General features: G+C 30.9%; 15 protein-coding genes. 1 reads left to right on the top strand and 14 read right to left on the bottom strand.

Going from position 1 to position 17,660, the window contains the following annotated elements; all coding sequences use genetic code 11:
* From ABWO04_RS05065 to ABWO04_RS05130, 14 genes are all read right to left on the bottom strand, one after another.
* On the bottom strand, positions 1–1,152 hold a 1,152-nt coding region (locus tag ABWO04_RS05065; RefSeq protein WP_353077915.1), incomplete at its 3' end, for a lipopolysaccharide biosynthesis protein.
* Between the two features lie 28 nt (positions 1,153–1,180).
* Positions 1,181–1,624 (bottom strand): hypothetical protein, encoded by a 444-nt coding sequence (locus tag ABWO04_RS05070; protein ID WP_353077916.1) that lies wholly within the window; start codon positions 1,622–1,624, stop codon positions 1,181–1,183.
* Between the two features lie 5 nt (positions 1,625–1,629).
* On the bottom strand, positions 1,630–2,052 hold the full coding sequence (locus ABWO04_RS05075; protein ID WP_353077917.1) for a GNAT family N-acetyltransferase: 423 nt from the start codon (positions 2,050–2,052) through the stop codon (positions 1,630–1,632).
* Positions 2,052–4,397 carry a S9 family peptidase gene (locus ABWO04_RS05080; RefSeq protein ID WP_353077919.1) on the bottom strand — a complete coding sequence of 782 codons (2,346 nt, stop codon included), beginning with the start codon at positions 4,395–4,397 and terminating at the stop codon, positions 2,052–2,054. The genes ABWO04_RS05075 and ABWO04_RS05080 overlap by 1 nt, the downstream gene beginning before the upstream one ends.
* Positions 4,398–4,641: 244 nt before the next feature.
* On the bottom strand, positions 4,642–5,499 hold the full coding sequence (gene atpG, locus ABWO04_RS05085) for an ATP synthase F1 subunit gamma (RefSeq protein ID WP_353077921.1): 858 nt from the start codon (positions 5,497–5,499) through the stop codon (positions 4,642–4,644).
* Between the two features lie 86 nt (positions 5,500–5,585).
* A complete protein-coding gene (gene atpA, locus ABWO04_RS05090; RefSeq protein ID WP_353077923.1) occupies positions 5,586–7,160 on the bottom strand; it encodes a F0F1 ATP synthase subunit alpha in 1,575 nt (524 codons plus the stop codon).
* A 25-nt stretch (positions 7,161–7,185) separates the two neighbouring features.
* Positions 7,186–7,713, bottom strand: a complete 528-nt coding sequence (gene atpH, locus ABWO04_RS05095) for an ATP synthase F1 subunit delta (protein ID WP_353077925.1) — start codon at positions 7,711–7,713, stop codon at positions 7,186–7,188.
* A 9-nt stretch (positions 7,714–7,722) separates the two neighbouring features.
* Complete coding sequence (locus ABWO04_RS05100; protein ID WP_353077927.1) at positions 7,723–8,214, bottom strand: F0F1 ATP synthase subunit B; 492 nt, start codon at positions 8,212–8,214, stop codon at positions 7,723–7,725.
* A gap of 75 nt (positions 8,215–8,289) precedes the next feature.
* Complete coding sequence (gene atpE, locus ABWO04_RS05105; RefSeq protein WP_353077929.1) at positions 8,290–8,490, bottom strand: ATP synthase F0 subunit C; 201 nt, start codon at positions 8,488–8,490, stop codon at positions 8,290–8,292.
* A gap of 40 nt (positions 8,491–8,530) precedes the next feature.
* The gene (gene atpB, locus ABWO04_RS05110; protein WP_353077931.1) at positions 8,531–9,619 is read right to left on the bottom strand and encodes a F0F1 ATP synthase subunit A; all 1,089 of its coding nucleotides are present in this window, start codon (positions 9,617–9,619) and stop codon (positions 8,531–8,533) included.
* A 488-nt stretch (positions 9,620–10,107) separates the two neighbouring features.
* Positions 10,108–10,329, bottom strand: a complete 222-nt coding sequence (locus ABWO04_RS05115; protein ID WP_353077932.1) for an AtpZ/AtpI family protein — start codon at positions 10,327–10,329, stop codon at positions 10,108–10,110.
* A gap of 96 nt (positions 10,330–10,425) precedes the next feature.
* Entirely contained in the window at positions 10,426–13,071 is a 2,646-nt protein-coding gene (gene porW / locus ABWO04_RS05120; RefSeq protein WP_353077934.1) for a type IX secretion system periplasmic lipoprotein PorW/SprE, read from the bottom strand.
* A gap of 101 nt (positions 13,072–13,172) precedes the next feature.
* On the bottom strand, positions 13,173–16,526 hold the full coding sequence (gene mfd / locus ABWO04_RS05125; RefSeq protein ID WP_353077935.1) for a transcription-repair coupling factor: 3,354 nt from the start codon (positions 16,524–16,526) through the stop codon (positions 13,173–13,175).
* Between the two features lie 68 nt (positions 16,527–16,594).
* Positions 16,595–17,212 carry a hypothetical protein gene (locus tag ABWO04_RS05130; protein WP_353077937.1) on the bottom strand — a complete coding sequence of 206 codons (618 nt, stop codon included), beginning with the start codon at positions 17,210–17,212 and terminating at the stop codon, positions 16,595–16,597.
* A 174-nt stretch (positions 17,213–17,386) separates the two neighbouring features.
* Here ABWO04_RS05130 and ABWO04_RS05135 point away from each other — a divergent pair.
* Positions 17,387–17,660, top strand: a 274-nt coding sequence (locus ABWO04_RS05135) for an NAD-dependent epimerase/dehydratase family protein (RefSeq protein ID WP_353077939.1), incomplete at its 3' end; no start/stop codon positions are given.

Raw genomic sequence — 17,660 nt, forward strand, 5'->3', positions numbered from 1 at the left:
AATTATTGTTTTATCAATTAATTTATACCAAACAGATAAACTCGTATAAATCCCTAAAAAGAAATTCGCGATTATGATTAAAGGCACTATTGTCATTGCCTCCCAATATTCTTCTTGTCGTACTAAAAAGAATTTTATTACATCTGCAAAAACAACTACAACTAATAAAATTAACGACCCTAAAATGACAAAATATTTAGTAATTGTGGCATAGGTTTGTGGCGCATTGGCATTTCCAGCTTGACTGAAGAAAAACGGTTCAATACCCAAAGTATATGCAGTACGAAACAAAACCATAAATAAACCAATTTTATAACAAGCCGAATAGGCTCCAACAGCTGCTTTAGCAATTGTAGGATCTAACCATTCTGACAATAAAATTTTATCTAAATGTTCGTTGATTCCAAAAGCCAAACCTGCAAATAGTATTGGCCAACCATAATGAAGCATTTTTTTCCATAAATCGGTATTGAAAAACCAATTGGGTTTAAAATAATGCGGCATAAACAACACAAAAGTAAACAAACTCGCCATTAAATTTGACAAGAAAACATACCCAATTTGATAGTCTTCCACATAAAAAGAACTCCAAAAACCTTGCGGATTGGCTTGTGCTAACTTAGGCAAAATTGCCAACAGAAATACGTTTAATAGCAGATAGATTACAACATTAGAAATTTTTAGTACAGAATATCTAATAGGTCTTTGATCTGCGCGAAGCTTAGAAAACGGAATAATTACAAGCGCATCGAAAGCTAAAATCCAAATGGCGTAGTTTATATATTCTTTATCTATATTTAAAAAACCAGCAAGTGTTTTCTGAAATAAAAGGGCAATACACAAAAACAAAATGGTGCTCCAAAAAATAGAAACTGTAGCTGTACTAACGACTTCTTTTTTATGTTGTTGCGAAATTTCGCTGGTGCTTGTGTCTTCTTTATGATAAAATCTAAAAAAAGCCGTTTCCATTCCGTAAGATAAAATAACATTGAAAAAAATCATATAGGCTAACAAAATTGTTATTTCACCATATGCGATTTTTGGCATTAAATCTGTGTGCAATCCCACCAATAAAAAACTCATCACACGGGGTAATACCGTTGCAATGCCATAAATTAGGGTTTGTTTTAAAAGGCTTCTTTTTGAGCTCAATTTATTTTATTTTAAAGAACAAAAATAGTTAATTATTTATTGGTTTTGCAGAAGGATAGGCTAACATTGGTAATTCTTTTACATCCTCAATGATAATGGTGCTTTCCTTACTATTAATTTTTAAGAAAACCTTTGCTTGATTGGGTTTTAAATTTGTTTTTATTGTAGGTGTTGGAATCGTTTCAGACTCATTATCAAATGTTTTAATTGACGCTTGATAGGATAAATCATTTAATTTTGTGATATTTCCTTCTCTATTTTGAAATTGAATTTTTATTAATTGTGTGTTTTCAGGTATACTTTTAAATAATTTTATATTAATAATAGTGCCACCCCCAGCACCTTTTACGCCGCCAACCCAATTTTGATACGTGATTTTTTGAAAATAATGTTTGGTTTCTTGGTGCACTTTATTAGAAGAGCAAGAAACTAAATTCAAAAACGCTATTGCGAGAAGTCCAATTATTTTCATTTTTTTTAATTCAATATTTTTACAAAATGGAATCCTTTTGGTTGAAATCCGTGATTGATATAAAATTTTCCAGCGGTAAAATTGGTTGTAAAGGCGTCTAAAACAATCTGATTTGCACCTTCTTTTTCAGCAATTTTGTGTACTTCTTTAATTAAAATATCACCAATTTTTTGCCCTCTAAAATCTTCATCAACCACAAAACTATCAATTTCTATGTATTTCCCAGACCATAATTTTGTTCCAATCCAAACACCTGTTAGAGCGATTGTTTTGTTATTTTTAGTAACAATAACTTGTTGGTAGTTGGCTTTAAGCATTTCATCTAAAAGCGTGCCATACTTTTCAACGGTAAAATCAGGATATAATTGTTTTACGATATCCAAATGCGCTAACATTTCGGCTTTTTGAGTTAAAATACGAATTTCCATTACTTTTTATCTACTAAATTTTCATTAAATAAGTCCAAAATTCTTCTATATTCATCTACCCAAGAATAGGTTTTTTGAAATCCGTGCGCTTCTACTGGAAAAACGGCTAAATCCCAATCTTTTTTGCCAAGTTCAATAAAACGCTGTGTCATTCTAACAATGTCTTGAAATTGCACGTTGTCGTCTACCATTCCGTGAAGCATTAACAACTTATCTTGTAAATTATCCGCAAAATAAATTGGCGAACTTTTTTTGAAAGCTTCCGGGTCTGTTTCAGGAAAATTTAAAATATTAGCGGTGTAGCCTTGGTTGTAATGCGCCCAATCGGTAACCGAACGTAAAGCTGCACCTGCTTTAAATTCACCAGGTTTGGTTAATAATCCCATTAGTGTTATAAATCCGCCATAAGAACCTCCGTAGATTCCAACTTTATTAGCATCAATGCCTAACTTTTCAACTAAATATTTTTTCCCATCTAATTGATCTGACAAATCTAAACCACCCATATGACGGTAAATTCCGGTTCTGAAATCGCGACCGTAACCATCACTTGCACGGTAATCTATATCTAAAACAGTGTAGCCTAAATCGGATAAAAGATTATGAAACATATATTCTCTGTGATAGGTGCTCCAATACTTGTGTGCATTTTGCAAATAGCCAGCTCCGTGAACGAATATGACAGCCGCTTTATTTTTATTTTCTGTTTTTGGATTATAAACTCTGGCGAAAACATCCGTTCCATCTGTTGCTTTAAAAGAAACGACTTCAGGCTTTTTCCATTTGTATGTTTTGAAAGCAGTAGAAGTAGAAAACGTAATTTGTTTTAAAGTAGGATTGGGTTTATTATCCGCCATAAAAATTTCCCAAGGCGTATTACTATTTGAATACCGAATGGCTAATTTGGTTTCATCTGGTGATAATTCAATTTCATACGCTCCATCATTGGTTAAAATTGGTGTTTTTTTACCAGACGAAATATCTAATTTATAAAACGAACGATTTCCAGGATGTGTTTCGGTACTTGTAATATAAAAAGAATTAGATAATTTTGATAAAACTACATCGCGAACTTCCCATTTACCCTGTGTTAGTTGTGTTTTCTTTTTTGTTTCCAAATTGAAAGTGTACAAATGAGAAAAACCAGTTGCTTCTGATTGAAAATAAATGGTTTTGTTGTCGGCTAAAAACCCTAACGTCCCATTACTAAAATTATATCCTGGAATTCCAGGTCCGCCAATCCAAGCTTCATCGTGTTGGTACTCTAATTCTGAAACCGTTGCGTCATTTAGGTTTAATTGAAGAATCCAACGGTCTTTATTATCTAAACTTCTGGCTTCAAAAACAGCTAAATTTCCCAATGCATTGTATATTGGCGCTTGCATCGTTATTGCTTTTTCAACAGATTCTAAATTTTTTAAATTGTCGTATTCTTGATAGTATTTTGGAAAGGTTTTTATACCTGTTAGATTTGAAAATGAAATTGACATTACCGTATCTTTCTCGATATGATACACATACATTTTATGCTTGCTATTGTTATTTATAGATACTTTTTCACGTGCCGATTTGTTTTTTGTGTACCCATCATTCGTAATGAAGTTTTCAACTTTTGTATCTTTTGTAGTTGGATATTCCGATAGTGTATACGTAACGAATTTTCCATTTGGGTTAATTTTTAAAGACTCTAAAGCATTCGTACCATATAAAATCTCCGAAGGAAATTTAAGTTTTTTTTCTGCGGCGCGTTTTTTATTCCATTCTGATTTGGCTTTTTCCTCGTTTACAAATTGAAATAATTCTTTTTGTTGATCATTTAGAAAAGAAGTTTTATTGGATTCTGAAGAAGCTGTTCCAGATTTAAAATTGGTAAGTTGTAACAATTGAAAATTCGTTAAATTTAATTGAAATATGTTTTTATTCTGTTGAAAATAAATGATGTTTTGATTTGTACTTCTTTGAACAGAATTGATATTTGAAGTCGTTTGAAAAAGTATTTTATTTTCTTTTGTTTTTTTATGATACGAAAATAAGGCGCCCTGATTTGTATAATACACTACATCAAAATTTTCTTGCCCTTGATATTGAATTTCCGAAAAACGGAAGCCTTCATTTGAAAGTAACTTTGGTTCTGTGAAACCAGATTGCCAATAATAGGTTGTATCGCCTAAGTCATTTTTCGGATTCCACTCAAAATAAATGGTTTTTCCGTCTACAGACCAGCGTTGATTAGAAGGTTGATGACCAATAAATTCGTTGCCTTTCATTATCTCTTCTAATTGAAGATTTTGTGAAAATACAAGAGAACTGAAAATAAAAAATAGGGCTGTAAAAATGTTTTTCATAACAAATCGGTTTATACAAATATATAATTTTTTTCGCCAACGGATTAAATTGAATAATAGGATTTTATAATTTAATGCAACACGAATTTCACGAATTAGCACTAAATTTATAAAACTGATAATTAATTTTTTTCGCCACGGATTAAACTGATTAAAAGGATTTTATAATTTAATTAGCAATTAATACAAATAAAAAAGTCCCAATAAATTGGGACTTTAAGAAGTTATAAAACAGTAAATAAAATTAATTATTTAATGCTTCCGCACCACCAACAATTTCTAAGATTTCTCCAGTAATTGCAGCCTGACGTGCTTTGTTATATGTTAATTTCAATTGATTTCTTAAATCAGTTGCGTTATCTGTTGCTTTATGCATTGCTGTCATACGTGCACCGTGCTCTGCAGCAAATGAATCTCTAACCGCTTTGTATAATTGAGTTTTTAACGATTTTGGTATTAATTCTAATACAATTTCTTCTTTTGAAGGCTCAAAAATGTAATCAGATGAAATAGCAGCAGCGCCTTTAATTGGTGCTAATGGTAAAAATTGTTCGTTTACAACATTTTGTGTAGCTGCATTTACGAACTGATTGTAAACCAATTCTACTTTATCATATTCACCATCTAAAAATAAATGCGTTAATGACTGAGCTATTTCTGCCGTGTTATCAAAAGTTAAATCGTCAAAAATGTCACTTCTATTAGCAATTACATAGTTTGTTTTATGTAAACCATCATTTGCTTTTTTACCAATGGCAAAAATACCAACATTATCGTGACCGTATTTTTCAGTTAAAATTTTAACTTGTTTTAATACATTTGAATTTAATGCGCCACACAAACCTCTATTTGAAGTTATAGCCACTACTAAAACTTTTTTTACTTCTCTTTGAGTCGTATAATTAGCAGCAACATCACCTTCTAAAGAAGCACTTAAACTTTGAATTAACTCGGTTAATTTTTCAGAATAAGGACGCATTGCAGTAATAGCATCTTGCGCTTTTTTTAATTTAGCCGCCGAAACCATTTTCATAGCAGAAGTGATTTGCATCGTTGACGATACAGATACAATTCTATTACGAATTTCTTTTAAATTTGCCATTTTTATTGGGTATTGGGAGTTGGGTTTATGGTGTTGGGTATTCGTTTTACCTAATACCCAAGACCTTTTACCTTTTACCTAATTAATTAGTATTTTGCAGAAATTTCTTTTGCAGCAGCTTCTAATACATTTGTGATGTTATCATCAAATTTACCAGCTTTTAATGCATCTAAAACGTCTTTATGTTTTAAGCTTAAGAATTGTAAATAATCTTTTTCAAATTCTTTTACTTTATTTACAGGAACATTTCTTAATAAGTTTTTCGTTCCGGCATATATAATTGCTACTTGATTTTCAACAGCAAACGGATCATTTAAACCTTGTTTTAAGATTTCCACGTTACGTTTACCTTTTTCAATTACATTTAAAGTAACCGCATCTAAGTCAGATCCAAATTTCGCGAAAGCTTCTAATTCACGGAATTGTGCTTGGTCTAATTTTAAAGTACCCGATACTTTTTTCATTGATTTAATTTGTGCATTACCTCCAACACGAGATACAGAAATACCTACGTTAATTGCAGGACGAACCCCAGAGTTGAATAAATCTCCATCTAAGAAAATTTGTCCATCCGTAATCGAAATTACGTTTGTTGGGATGTATGCAGAAACGTCCCCCGCTTGTGTTTCGATAATTGGTAACGCTGTTAATGAACCACCACCTTTTACAATTCCTTTTAAAGAATCTGGTAAATCATTCATATTTTTAGCAATTTCGTCATCGTTAATTACTTTACAAGCTCTTTCTAATAAACGAGAGTGTAAGTAGAAAACGTCTCCTGGATACGCTTCACGTCCTGGAGGTCTTCTTAATAGTAAAGATACTTCACGGTAAGCAACGGCTTGCTTAGATAAATCATCATAGATGATTAATGCAGGACGACCTGAATCACGGAAGTACTCACCAATTGCAGCACCTGCCATAGGAGCATATACTTGCATTGGCGCTGGGTCAGAAGCATTTGCAGCAACAATAACTGTATAAGCCATTGCACCTTTTTCTTCTAATGTTTTTGCGATTGATGCAACAGTAGACGCTTTTTGTCCGATTGCAACATATATACAGAATACTGGTTGACCAGCATCATAAAATTCTTTTTGATTTAAGATGGTATCTAAACAAACTGATGATTTACCAGTTTGACGGTCACCAATCACTAATTCACGTTGTCCACGTCCAACTGGAATCATTGCGTCGATAGCTTTGATACCTGTTTGTAATGGTTCCGTTACCGGTTGACGGAAAATAACTCCAGGTGCTTTACGCTCTAAAGGCATTTCGAATAATTCGCCACCGATTGGTCCTTTACCATCAATTGGGTTACCTAATGTATCCACCACACGGCCAACCATTTGTTCACCAACTTTTAAAGATGCAATTCTGTTCGTTCTTTTTACGTTAGAACCTTCTTTGATTCCTGTAGATGGTCCTAATAAAACCACACCAACGTTGTCTTCTTCTAAGTTCAATACGATAGCTTCTAATCCGTTGTCGAATTGAACTAATTCACCGTATTGCGCATTTGATAAACCATATACACGAGCAATACCATCACCAACTTGTAGTACAGTACCTACTTCTTCTAACGTAGCGCCAGATTGAAAATCTGATAATTGTTTCTTTAATATTGCTGAAATTTCAGCTGGTTTAATTTCTGCCATTTTATATATATTTAATGGTATTTATTTAATATGTAAATTCTCTTTTTAGTTGTTGTAATTTGTTTGCTACAGAAGCATTGTATTGTTTGTCGCCAATTCTTAAAACAAAACCTCCAATAATGGAAGCATCTACTACATTAGTAATAGAGATAGTGTTTGAAGAAAATTTTTTCAATTTATTGGTAACCAACACTTCTAATTCGGCAGTTAACGGAACAGCTGTCGTAACAACTGCTTGTTCAATACCGCTTGCAATATCAAATAATGTATTGAATTGTGTTGCAATAGCAGACAAAATTTCAAATCTTTTATTCGCTAATAACAATTGAAACAAACCTTTCGTTTCTGCTTGTAAAGTTGGGAAAATTTCTGTTAATGCATTCATTTTTATCGTTCCGTTTACTATAGGATTTGATAAAAATTCGTGTAATTCTCCGTTTTCTTTAATGGCAGCCCCAATAGTTTTCATATCGTTATTTACAGCAGCAGCGTTGTTGCTTTCTGTAGCGATATCTATAATTGCTTTTGCGTATCTAATCGCAGCTCTTGACATAACTTTAGATTAGTTTAATTTAACATCAGCTAACATTTTCTCAACCAATTTAGTTTGAGATTCTTTGTTAGATAATTCTTCTTTTAATAATTTTTCTGCGATTTCTAAAGATAATGAAGATACTTGATTTTTGATTTCAGCAACTGCATTATTTTTTTCACTTTCGATTGTAGCTTTCGCTTGTTCAATCATCTTCGCACCTTGAGTTTGCGCCTCAGATTTAGCATCAGCAATCATTTTTTCTTTGATAGCAGTTGCTTCTTTAATCATTGTATCTCTTTCAGCACGAGCCTCATCTAATAATTTTTGGTTATCAGATTTTAAAGCCATCATTTCTTTTTTTGCATTTTCTGCAGATAATAAAGCATCTTTAATACTGTTTTCTCTGTCTTTAACAGCAGATAAAATTGGTTTCCAAGCCATTTTTCTCATTAATAAGAAAAATAAAATAAATATCAAGGTTGTCCAGAATATTAAACTTTCAGGTGCTGTAAAATTCATATATATGTAGTTTTAAAATTAATCTTAAAAAACACTTCTTTCTCACCAACCGTGATAAAGAAGTGTTAAGTTTTTTTACTTTGCAATCAATGCAACAACAACTGCGAATAACGCAACACCTTCTACAAGTGCTGCAGCAATAATCATTGCAGTTTGGATTTTTCCAGCCATTTCTGGTTGTCTTGCCATAGCGTCCATTGCTGATCCACCAACTTTTCCAATTCCTAATCCAGCTCCGATTACCGCTAAACCAGCTCCAATTCCTGCTAATACCATAGTGTTAAATTTATATAGTTAATAATTAATAAAACTCAAATTAATGATGATCATGTTCTTCTACTGCATTACCAATAAATAATGCGGTTAAAAGAGTAAATACATAAGCTTGCAAAATTGCAACTAACATCTCCAAAACACTCATAAATAAAACAAATGCTGCAGATACAGGTGCAATAGCAATAGACTTAAATATATAAATCAATGAAATCAAACTTAAAATAATAATGTGTCCCGCAGAGATATTTGCAAACAAACGAATCATCAAGGCAAAGGGTTTTGTGAATATTCCGAGAATTTCAACAGGCCACATAATAGGATACAATAATTTTGGAACTGGTGGCATAAAAATATGTTTCCAGTAATCTTTATTGGCATTTACAGTTGTTATAATAAATGTTAAAAATGCAAGAACAAAAGTAAAATAAATATTTCCTGTTAAGTTTGAACTAAATGGAAAGAATGGAATCAAACCAATTAAATTATTTATCCAAATAAAGAAAAACAAAGTAAGCAAATAAGGTAAAAATTTATTTGCTTTTTTCTCCCCAATGTTAGGAATTGCTATATCATCTCTAATAAAAAGCACAATTGGCTCTAAAAATGAAGCAATACCTTTTGGCGCAGCAATTTCTTTATTGTAAGATTTAGATGCAAAATAGAACAAAATCAAAAGGACCAAAATAGAAAAAAACAATGAAAAAACGTTTTTTGTTACAGAAAAATCCAAAGGTCGAGCATCAAAATTAAAGCCGTTATTTAAACCGCTTTTTTGGTCTTCAGTTAATTTTTCAAAACCTTCTTTATAATAGATTACTTCATTAAATTTCACAAATGATTCACCGTTGATTTCATAAGCATGCTCACCTGAATTATCGTGATGAAAGTTTTTTGAAGAAAAAAATACTAAACCATTATTAGACCATAAAATTATTGGTAAAGACAACGAAATTGGGTGGGAATTCCAATCAGCGATATGAAAGTCATGTGAATCACCAATGTGATCGTTTATCATATCAGTAGCATTAAATTCTTCTACAACTTTATTGCTTTCATTATTTGAGAAAACAGTATTTGTAAAAAAAGTAAATAAAATTAATTTTAATAAAATTTTCTTTGTAAAATTCATTTCTACTTAATATTTAATAAATCGTTGTATAAAATTTTTTGCAAAGGTACATTATTTATTAAAAAAAGAAAATTAAATTGTTGATTTTTTAAATAAGAATTTAAATATTTTATTTTTCCGAATTAATTAATTTTACTGATATTATTGTTTCAAACATAAGATATATAAAATATAAAGCAAAAAACATTAATATAATGTTTTGTTTATTTGCAATTTCTGAATTTATTGTTGGAAACAAAAAAGTAAAAGATACTATCATTTTTATTAATACTAATCCTAAAAAAGTATATCCAACATAATCTGGCTTTTTTATTTTAACAATTAAAAGTAATAAAAACGAAATTATGTTTAAAACTACTAAAAACATATAAGATTTAATTACAAAAGGATTTGTTAAACCATACACTGAATTTCTAAATATTAAAAACTGTGTAATTGTTAAAAAAAAAGTCAATATTAGTATTTGAAAGATTGATTTTAAAAAAATTTTAATCATTTTTATTCAGATTATTTAAGTTTTTTATTACTACGTAAAGAGCAATAAAAACACTAATTAAAGAAAATATTACAGTAAACAAGTTTTCATTTTTATAAAATTCATCTAATTTCAAACCAACATAAACACCTATAAAAATAATAACTCCCATTTGAGAAGGCATTGTAATAAATTGAATCCATTTATTCAAAGGTTTGTTTTTGTTGTTTTGCATTACTTATGTTAGGTCAGTAGAAACCCTATTTCTAAAAATGGTGGTTGGTCTAAATTCTATACGTTTTTACTAATAAATCGTAATCTAATTTTTCAGTTATTTGATTTTAGCCAAATATTCTTCAATATTTTTTCTTACCTGAACTACTTTATAATCTTCATTCGAGATAATAATTGGCGTATCTTTTAGTTTGAAATCCTTATGTTCTTTTAGATAATTAGCCACGGATTCTGCAGTTGTTTTATTAATTATACCGTGTAAAACTATCATATTCTTATCTACATTATAAATGTCATTTGACACTTTTACTTTGCTATCACCAGATTCTTTGGCATATTTATTTAGCTTTTCAATTAAATTTTTATGCGAAACTTCGTTTGGATAATTGGTGATAAAAACCAAATTATATGTTTTCGGTTTTTCTCCAAATTTTAAAGATTCCAAAACAGGAATATCTGTATTTAAAATTGACTCTATTTTTTTGGTTTCAGCGGCTTTTGGATAGTTTTCTACAATTTTTTGTAATGCCTCTTTATATGCTGAAAGTCCGAATAATCTTGCCGTAATTTTTGCTTTCAAAACATCGAATTTAGCATTTAATTCATCACCGTCGTATTTTTTTAGCAAAGCATCTATTTCTAAATTTGCTTCTCTAAACAATCCTTTTTCAACTTTCGTATACAACATATTAAATTCGGAATCCGCTGTAATGTCGGCATTTATTGTAGTGTTATTAAAAGCTGAAGCATATCGGCTTTCTGGATATTCTGAAACGATTTTTTGTTTGAAAACGAGTGCTTTTTCATTTTTTTCAGCACTATATAATTGGTATAAATTATAATAGGTTGGTAAAATCAATTTATTTTCTGGTGTATTTACTAAAATATCATCAAAAGAAGTTATGGCTAACTTATTTTCTTTAAGTTTTTCTTTAAAAATAGAACCCAATTGAAAACGAGCGTAATTTGCTTCAACATTTAAACTATCAAGTATTTTCGAATCTTTAGGCAACTTATCAATGTAAAAGGCCGTTTTATATTTTGGTTCAGCACCTACTTCATCTATTTTATCAACTGTTTCTTCTTCTGTTTCCTCTTCAGAAGCGTTTTCCGTTTGGTTTTGATTTGATACGGCTATCGTTTTCCAATTGTCGCCATATTTAATTTCGCCCCATTTTTTCTTGAAATTAATTTTACCTTGCGCAACCGTTACAGCATTGTAAAAATAAAAATTGCTTTGCATACCCGATGAACTTACAGGTTGTTTTGTTAATGGTTGTTCTAAAACGGGATTTTTAGCCATCGAAATTCCGCCGGCTGAATTTTTATCTTTTGGGTTTAGGTTATCACTAAAATTGTCTCCAGAAAACATATCTGCTTTTTGATTTTGTTTGGATAACGCTAAATTATCTGCTGCTTTTTTAGCCGCAATAGAATCTGATATTTTTAACTTTGCAATGTGATTTTGATAAAATTTTATTTTTTCAGAAGCAGACATTTTTGAAACACTAATAATACTATCCGAATAGCTAATAATATCTTGGTATTTTACAACATCTGTAATAATTTCTAACCTTTTTTTGGTTGGTTTCACTTCGATATGTTTTTCTGGCAACTGCACCAAAGTAGAATCTAAATATTTTTTTACGAAATGGAAATTTCGATTTCTGTAATATATCTCAGAAATATTTCTGTAGTTTAAAGAAGCTAAATATTTATCTGAAACACTATTTTTTATAGATTTATTATAGTTTAAAATAGCTAATTTGTCTTTACCTTTTTTATCGTAAAAAACCGCTCTTTGATGATGAATAACATCTCTAAAACTTTTGTTTTCAATGTTTTCCAATAATTTGTCAAGATTTTTATGAAAAGCTATTGTGTCGCCTGATTGAAAATCAAACTGATTTGCTTGTTTCAAATGCGAATAAATAGTATAACTACGCGGCGATTTACGTTTCATATCAATCACTTCTTGAAACGCCACATAAGCACTATCTGAATAGTGCATTTTTTCATATAATTGTCCTAAAATAAATGTATATCGCGCTTTTTCTTCTTTTAATTTGGTTTCTTTTTTGGAAATTTTTACAGATACAATCGCACTATCTAAAACATTTTTTTTAATATACGCTTGGGCTAAAACCGAATGAATGTCTGCCAAATCCTGACCCGTAACTTTTTGTCCTTTTAACGTTCTATTTAGGTTTTTTATAGCTAATTGTTCGTTTTCTAACTTTAGATTTACTTTTTCACGCCACACTTGTGCTTGGTACACGTTATTACTTGTTGGATACTTATATAAAATATAATTAAATGCTTCCATAGCAGGTAAATAGCGGTTTTCGTAATACCTGGATTTTCCTAACATTAAATACGATTCGTCAATTTGATTGTTTTTTTCATACCCACCAATATTCATCGAATGGATTTGAATGGCTTTTGTAGCCTTTGTTTCGGCACGTTCAAAATTTGCGTTTTTGGTTGCTGCGCCTTCTTTTTGTTCTGCAGGGGTTATTTGCATTCTTTCCAAAGGAAGTACATTCCAAAAGTCATCGGAATAGGTCGCTTTTACATCTGTAATTCCTTTTTCTAACGCTAAATTTCCATTATATAATACATTATATTTTGTATTTGTTGAATGCCATTTTCTGTTTATATAGTTGTCTTTTTTGGTAGAACAAGCCAAAATTAAGGCAAGTATACCAAAAGTGAACACATATTTTAGTTGTATCTTTTTCAATGTATTGTGATTTTTATAAATAACTTTAATTTTGGTTATTTAGTATGCAAACGTGTAAAAATAAGTTTTTTTTTTGAAAAATGAACATTACTTTTTTAAGATTATATCATTTCAATTAATTCTAAAGCTTTATGAATGCTTTTTACGTTTTCAAAAGTGATTAAAAGTCGTAATCCGTTTTTGGTTTCTTTTTCTTTTACTTTACATAAATTTCCGTTTTGTTGTGCAAATTTCATTACATTCATAAAACGATTACTTTGGTAAAAATTAGATTGCTGATCGCCAATAAAATACCCAACCATTTTATTTTGTTTTAAAATTAAGCGCTCTAAACCAATCTGTTTGGCTTTCCATTTGATTCGAACACTGTTTAATAGAGAAACCGCTTCTTTAGGTAAAGCACCAAATCGGTCAATTAAACGTTTTTCGTACGCTTCTAATTCTGCAATATTTTTCACAGAACCTAATTCGTTATACAAACTCAATCGCTCCGAAATATTATTGATGTATTCGTCTGGAAAAAGCAATTCAAAATCGGTATCAATTTGAAATTCTTTTACAAATTCTTTGGTTTCAATATCGTTTTCTTCTTCGTATAAATTGGCAAACTCATTTTCTTTTAGCTCGTCAATAGCTTCATTCATAATTTTTTGATACGTGTCAAAACCAATTTCATTAATAAAACCGCTTTGTTCGCCACCTAACAAATCGCCAGCGCCACGAATTTCTAAATCTTTCATCGCAATATTAAACCCGCTACCCAAATCTGAAAACTGCACTAAGGCATTGATTCGTTTTCTGGCATCATCTGTCATAACAGATTCGGGTGGTGTAATAAAATAACAAAATGCTTTTTTATTGCTACGCCCTACTCTGCCTCGCATTTGATGCAAATCTGAAAGTCCAAAATTATTGGCATTATTAATAAAAATCGTGTTTGCATTGGGTACGTCTAAGCCACTTTCGATAATAGTTGTTGCCACCAAAACATCAAATTCACCTTCTATAAAAGCGAGCATTAATTCTTCCAGTTTTTTGCCATCCATTTGTCCGTGACCAATTCCTACTTTTGCATTAGGAACCAATCGCTGAATCATCCCAGCAACTTCTTTGATGTTTTCGATACGATTATTGATAAAAAACACTTGTCCGCCACGTTCAATTTCATAAGAAATAGCATCACGAATGGTTTCTTCGCTAAAGCGAATAACGTTGGTTTCAATTGGATATCGATTTGGCGGAGGCGTAGTAATTACTGATAAATCACGAGCTGCCATTAATGAAAACTGTAAGGTTCTTGGGATGGGTGTGGCGGTTAAAGTAAGCGTGTCGATATTTGCTGCAATCGTTTTTAATTTATCCTTTACATTGACACCAAATTTTTGTTCTTCATCGACAATAAGTAAGCCTAAATCGCGGAATTTCACATTTTTATTTACCAATTGATGTGTTCCAATTACGATATCTATTTTTCCTTCTTCCAAACCTTTTAACGTTTCCGCTTTTTGTTTGGCAGTTCTAAATCGGTTCAAATAGCTAACGGATACAGGCATATCTTTTAATCTATCTGTAAATGTTCGGTAATGTTGATACGCCAAAATAGTTGTTGGAACCAAAATAGCGACTTGCTTTCCATTATCAACGGCTTTAAAAGCCGCACGAATCGCCACTTCTGTTTTTCCGAAGCCCACATCACCACAAACCAATCTATCCATTGGACGATCGTTTTCCATATCCATTTTTACGTCGTGAGTAGCCGTAATTTGGTCGGGCGTATCTTCGTAAATAAAAGAACTTTCTAATTCTTTTTGCATATATGAGTCGGGTCCGAAAGCATATCCTTTATCCAAACGACGTTTGGCATACAACTGAATTAAATTAAACGCAATGTGTTTAACTCGTGCTTTTGTTTTTTGTTTTAATGCTTTCCAAACGCCACTTCCTAATTTATAAATTTTTGGCGCAGTACCTTCTTTTCCGGTGTATTTTGAAATTTTATGAAGCGAATGAATACTTACATACACAATATCATTATCGGCATACACCAATTTAATAGCTTCTTGGGTTTTACCTTCTACTTGAATTTTTTGTAAGCCTCCAAATTTTCCAATTCCGTGATCGATGTGGGTAACATAATCACCAATAGATAAGGCAGTTAGCTCTTTTAGAGTTACTGTTTGTTTTTTAGACGCATTATTCTTGATAGAAAATTTATGATACCTTTCGAAAATTTGATGGTCTGTGTAACAGGCAATTTGCAACTCCGAATCGATAAAACCAGAAAATAACGGAAAAACAATATTTTCATATTTATCTTTTACATCAATGGCCGCATCTTCATCTATATCTTTAAAAATTTCTTTGAATCTTTTGGCTTGATTTTCGTTTGATGAAAATAAATAATTTTTAATTCCGTTATGAAAATTATCGTTTAAATTATTCATCAACAAATCGAATTGTTTGTTAAATGATGGCTGTGGCTGCGTATAAAATTCGACGATTTTTTCGGATTTAAAAACTGGGTTTTTATCTAATTCGATTATCGAAAAATCTAAGGCGCGTTTTAAAAATGTTTCCTGATTTACGAATAATTCTTCCGGTTTGGCGTGATGAATCGTTAGTGTTAGTTTCGAATAGGCTTCTTTTGCTTTTTCGAATAATCGGTCTAATTTTCCACCTAATAAATCGGTATTTTGAAGGACTATAACGGTTTTTTCGGAAATATAATCTAAGAAATTTTCACGATTTTCTTGTAATATTTTATTTTCAACATTTGGTATAATGGCAATTTTAGTAACTTTTTCTTTTGACAATTGCGTTTCAATGTCAAAGGTTCGAATGCTGTCAATTTCATCTCCAAAAAACTCGATTCGGTACGGCACGTCATTAGAGAAAGAAAATACATCTATAATTCCACCTCGAACAGAAAATTCACCAGGTTCCGAAACAAAATCGACACGTTTAAAATGATATTCAAAAAGCGTTTCGTTAATAAAATCGATAGACAATTTATCGTTAACACTAACCTTTAAGGTGTTTTTATCTAATTCTTTTCTCGTAACTACTTTTTCAAAAATGGCATCTGTGTAAGAAACAATTATGGCAGGTTTTTTTCGAGAATTAATTCTATTTAAAACCTCAGCACGTAATAAAACGTTCGCGTTATCAGTTTCTTCAATTTGGTAAGGACGACGATAAGAACCTGGATAAAACAACACGTCTTGGTTGTTAATTAACGCTTCTAAATCATTCAAATAATAAGCTGCTTCTTCTTTATCATTAAACAATAATAAAAAAGGAAGTTCCGATTTTTTAAACAGAGCATCAATCACAAATGAAAGTGAAGAACCGACCAAACCGGTAGCATTTATTTTTTTTCTGGACGCAAAAAATTCAGCAATTTGTCCGATTTTTGGATGTTGCTGATATTTTTGAATGATTGCTGATTTGCTCAATTTATAGTATGTATTTTGTAAATAATAGAAGTCCTTTTTCCCTTTACCTTTAACCTTACCCCTAAAAATTACTTCTTTTTTGAAATTTCTTTTTGTTCTAATTCGTCAAAATTAACAACCTTAGCATTTCTTGTGGTATCGCTAATACTTATGATTTTTGGCTCGCCAATTTCAGTTGGAATTCTATTTTTAATAACAATTTCTTCGCACTGCATATAAAAAGCATTTAATTCTTTATTTATAGCAGTAATTAAATTTTGCACTTTTTCGTGTGGCACAACATCTAAAGAAAAATAGGTATCTAATGCTAAAATTTTAGTTTGTAACGCCACAATTCTGCTTCGTACTTGAGGGATATTAAAATTTGCAGGTACATTTGTATGTAAAGCAGAAGATTTTGCAACTAAATTTAAAACTTTGTGTTTAAATGCGCTAATGGATGATTTTGGTTTTTGTTGAAGTTCTTCTTCAAAATTTTTCCAATCTTGCCATTGATTTAAAACGTCTCGTACTTCTGTACTGGTTATAGGAATATTCAACTGCCAAGCTTTATTAATTTGTTCAAAAGATTCTCGGTTTTTTTTCTCCATTTTTTCCACAAGTAGTACTTGCTCGTCATTTTGTTTACAAGAGAAAAACAAAAGACTGCTAAAAACGGATACTATAAGAAGTTTAAAAAAATTCATTTTTTACAATTATGAGTCGCAAATTTACAAATGTTTATACGATTTTTTTTAAAATTACGTGAAATAAATAATTAATAATCTGAATAGGTGGTTTTTACGAAATTCGAAAAAAACTGACAAAATAACGGGTTATTATTGCCAATATTTTATATTTGTAAGACAAAACTACTAACTATGCAAACCAAAATATTAATCATTGGCGCTTGTGGTCAAATAGGCACCGAACTTACTTCTAAATTACGTGCTACCTATGGTGTAGAAAACGTAATTGCTTCCGATATTAGAAAATTAGAAAATGACGTAGTAAATAACGGCATTTTTGAAGTTATAAATGCGTTAGATTACAATCAGATAGAGCAATTAATTGAAAAATATCACATTACTGATGTGTATTTAATGGCTGCTTTATTATCTGCAACTGCCGAAAAAAACCCTGCTTTTGCTTGGG

It is taken from the genome of Flavobacterium sp. (genome assembly GCF_040382755.1).
Taxonomy (GTDB): Bacteria; Bacteroidota; Bacteroidia; order Flavobacteriales; family Flavobacteriaceae; genus Flavobacterium.

Excerpts from the sequence above, each read along its gene's own strand:
- ABWO04_RS05070 (WP_353077916.1), bottom strand. The coding sequence starts at position 1,624 with ATGAAAATAATTGGACTTCTCGCAATAGCGTTTTTGAATTTAGTTTCT.
- ABWO04_RS05075 (WP_353077917.1), bottom strand. The coding sequence starts at position 2,052 with ATGGAAATTCGTATTTTAACTCAAAAAGCCGAAATGTTAGCGCATTTG.
- ABWO04_RS05080 (WP_353077919.1), bottom strand. The coding sequence starts at position 4,397 with ATGAAAAACATTTTTACAGCCCTATTTTTTATTTTCAGTTCTCTTGTA.
- atpG (WP_353077921.1), bottom strand. The coding sequence starts at position 5,499 with ATGGCAAATTTAAAAGAAATTCGTAATAGAATTGTATCTGTATCGTCA.
- atpA (WP_353077923.1), bottom strand. The coding sequence starts at position 7,160 with ATGGCAGAAATTAAACCAGCTGAAATTTCAGCAATATTAAAGAAACAA.
- atpH (WP_353077925.1), bottom strand. The coding sequence starts at position 7,713 with ATGTCAAGAGCTGCGATTAGATACGCAAAAGCAATTATAGATATCGCT.
- ABWO04_RS05100 (WP_353077927.1), bottom strand. The coding sequence starts at position 8,214 with ATGAATTTTACAGCACCTGAAAGTTTAATATTCTGGACAACCTTGATA.
- atpE (WP_353077929.1), bottom strand. The coding sequence starts at position 8,490 with ATGGTATTAGCAGGAATTGGAGCTGGTTTAGCGGTAATCGGAGCTGGA.
- atpB (WP_353077931.1), bottom strand. The coding sequence starts at position 9,619 with ATGAATTTTACAAAGAAAATTTTATTAAAATTAATTTTATTTACTTTT.
- ABWO04_RS05115 (WP_353077932.1), bottom strand. The coding sequence starts at position 10,329 with ATGCAAAACAACAAAAACAAACCTTTGAATAAATGGATTCAATTTATT.
- ABWO04_RS05130 (WP_353077937.1), bottom strand. The coding sequence starts at position 17,212 with ATGAATTTTTTTAAACTTCTTATAGTATCCGTTTTTAGCAGTCTTTTG.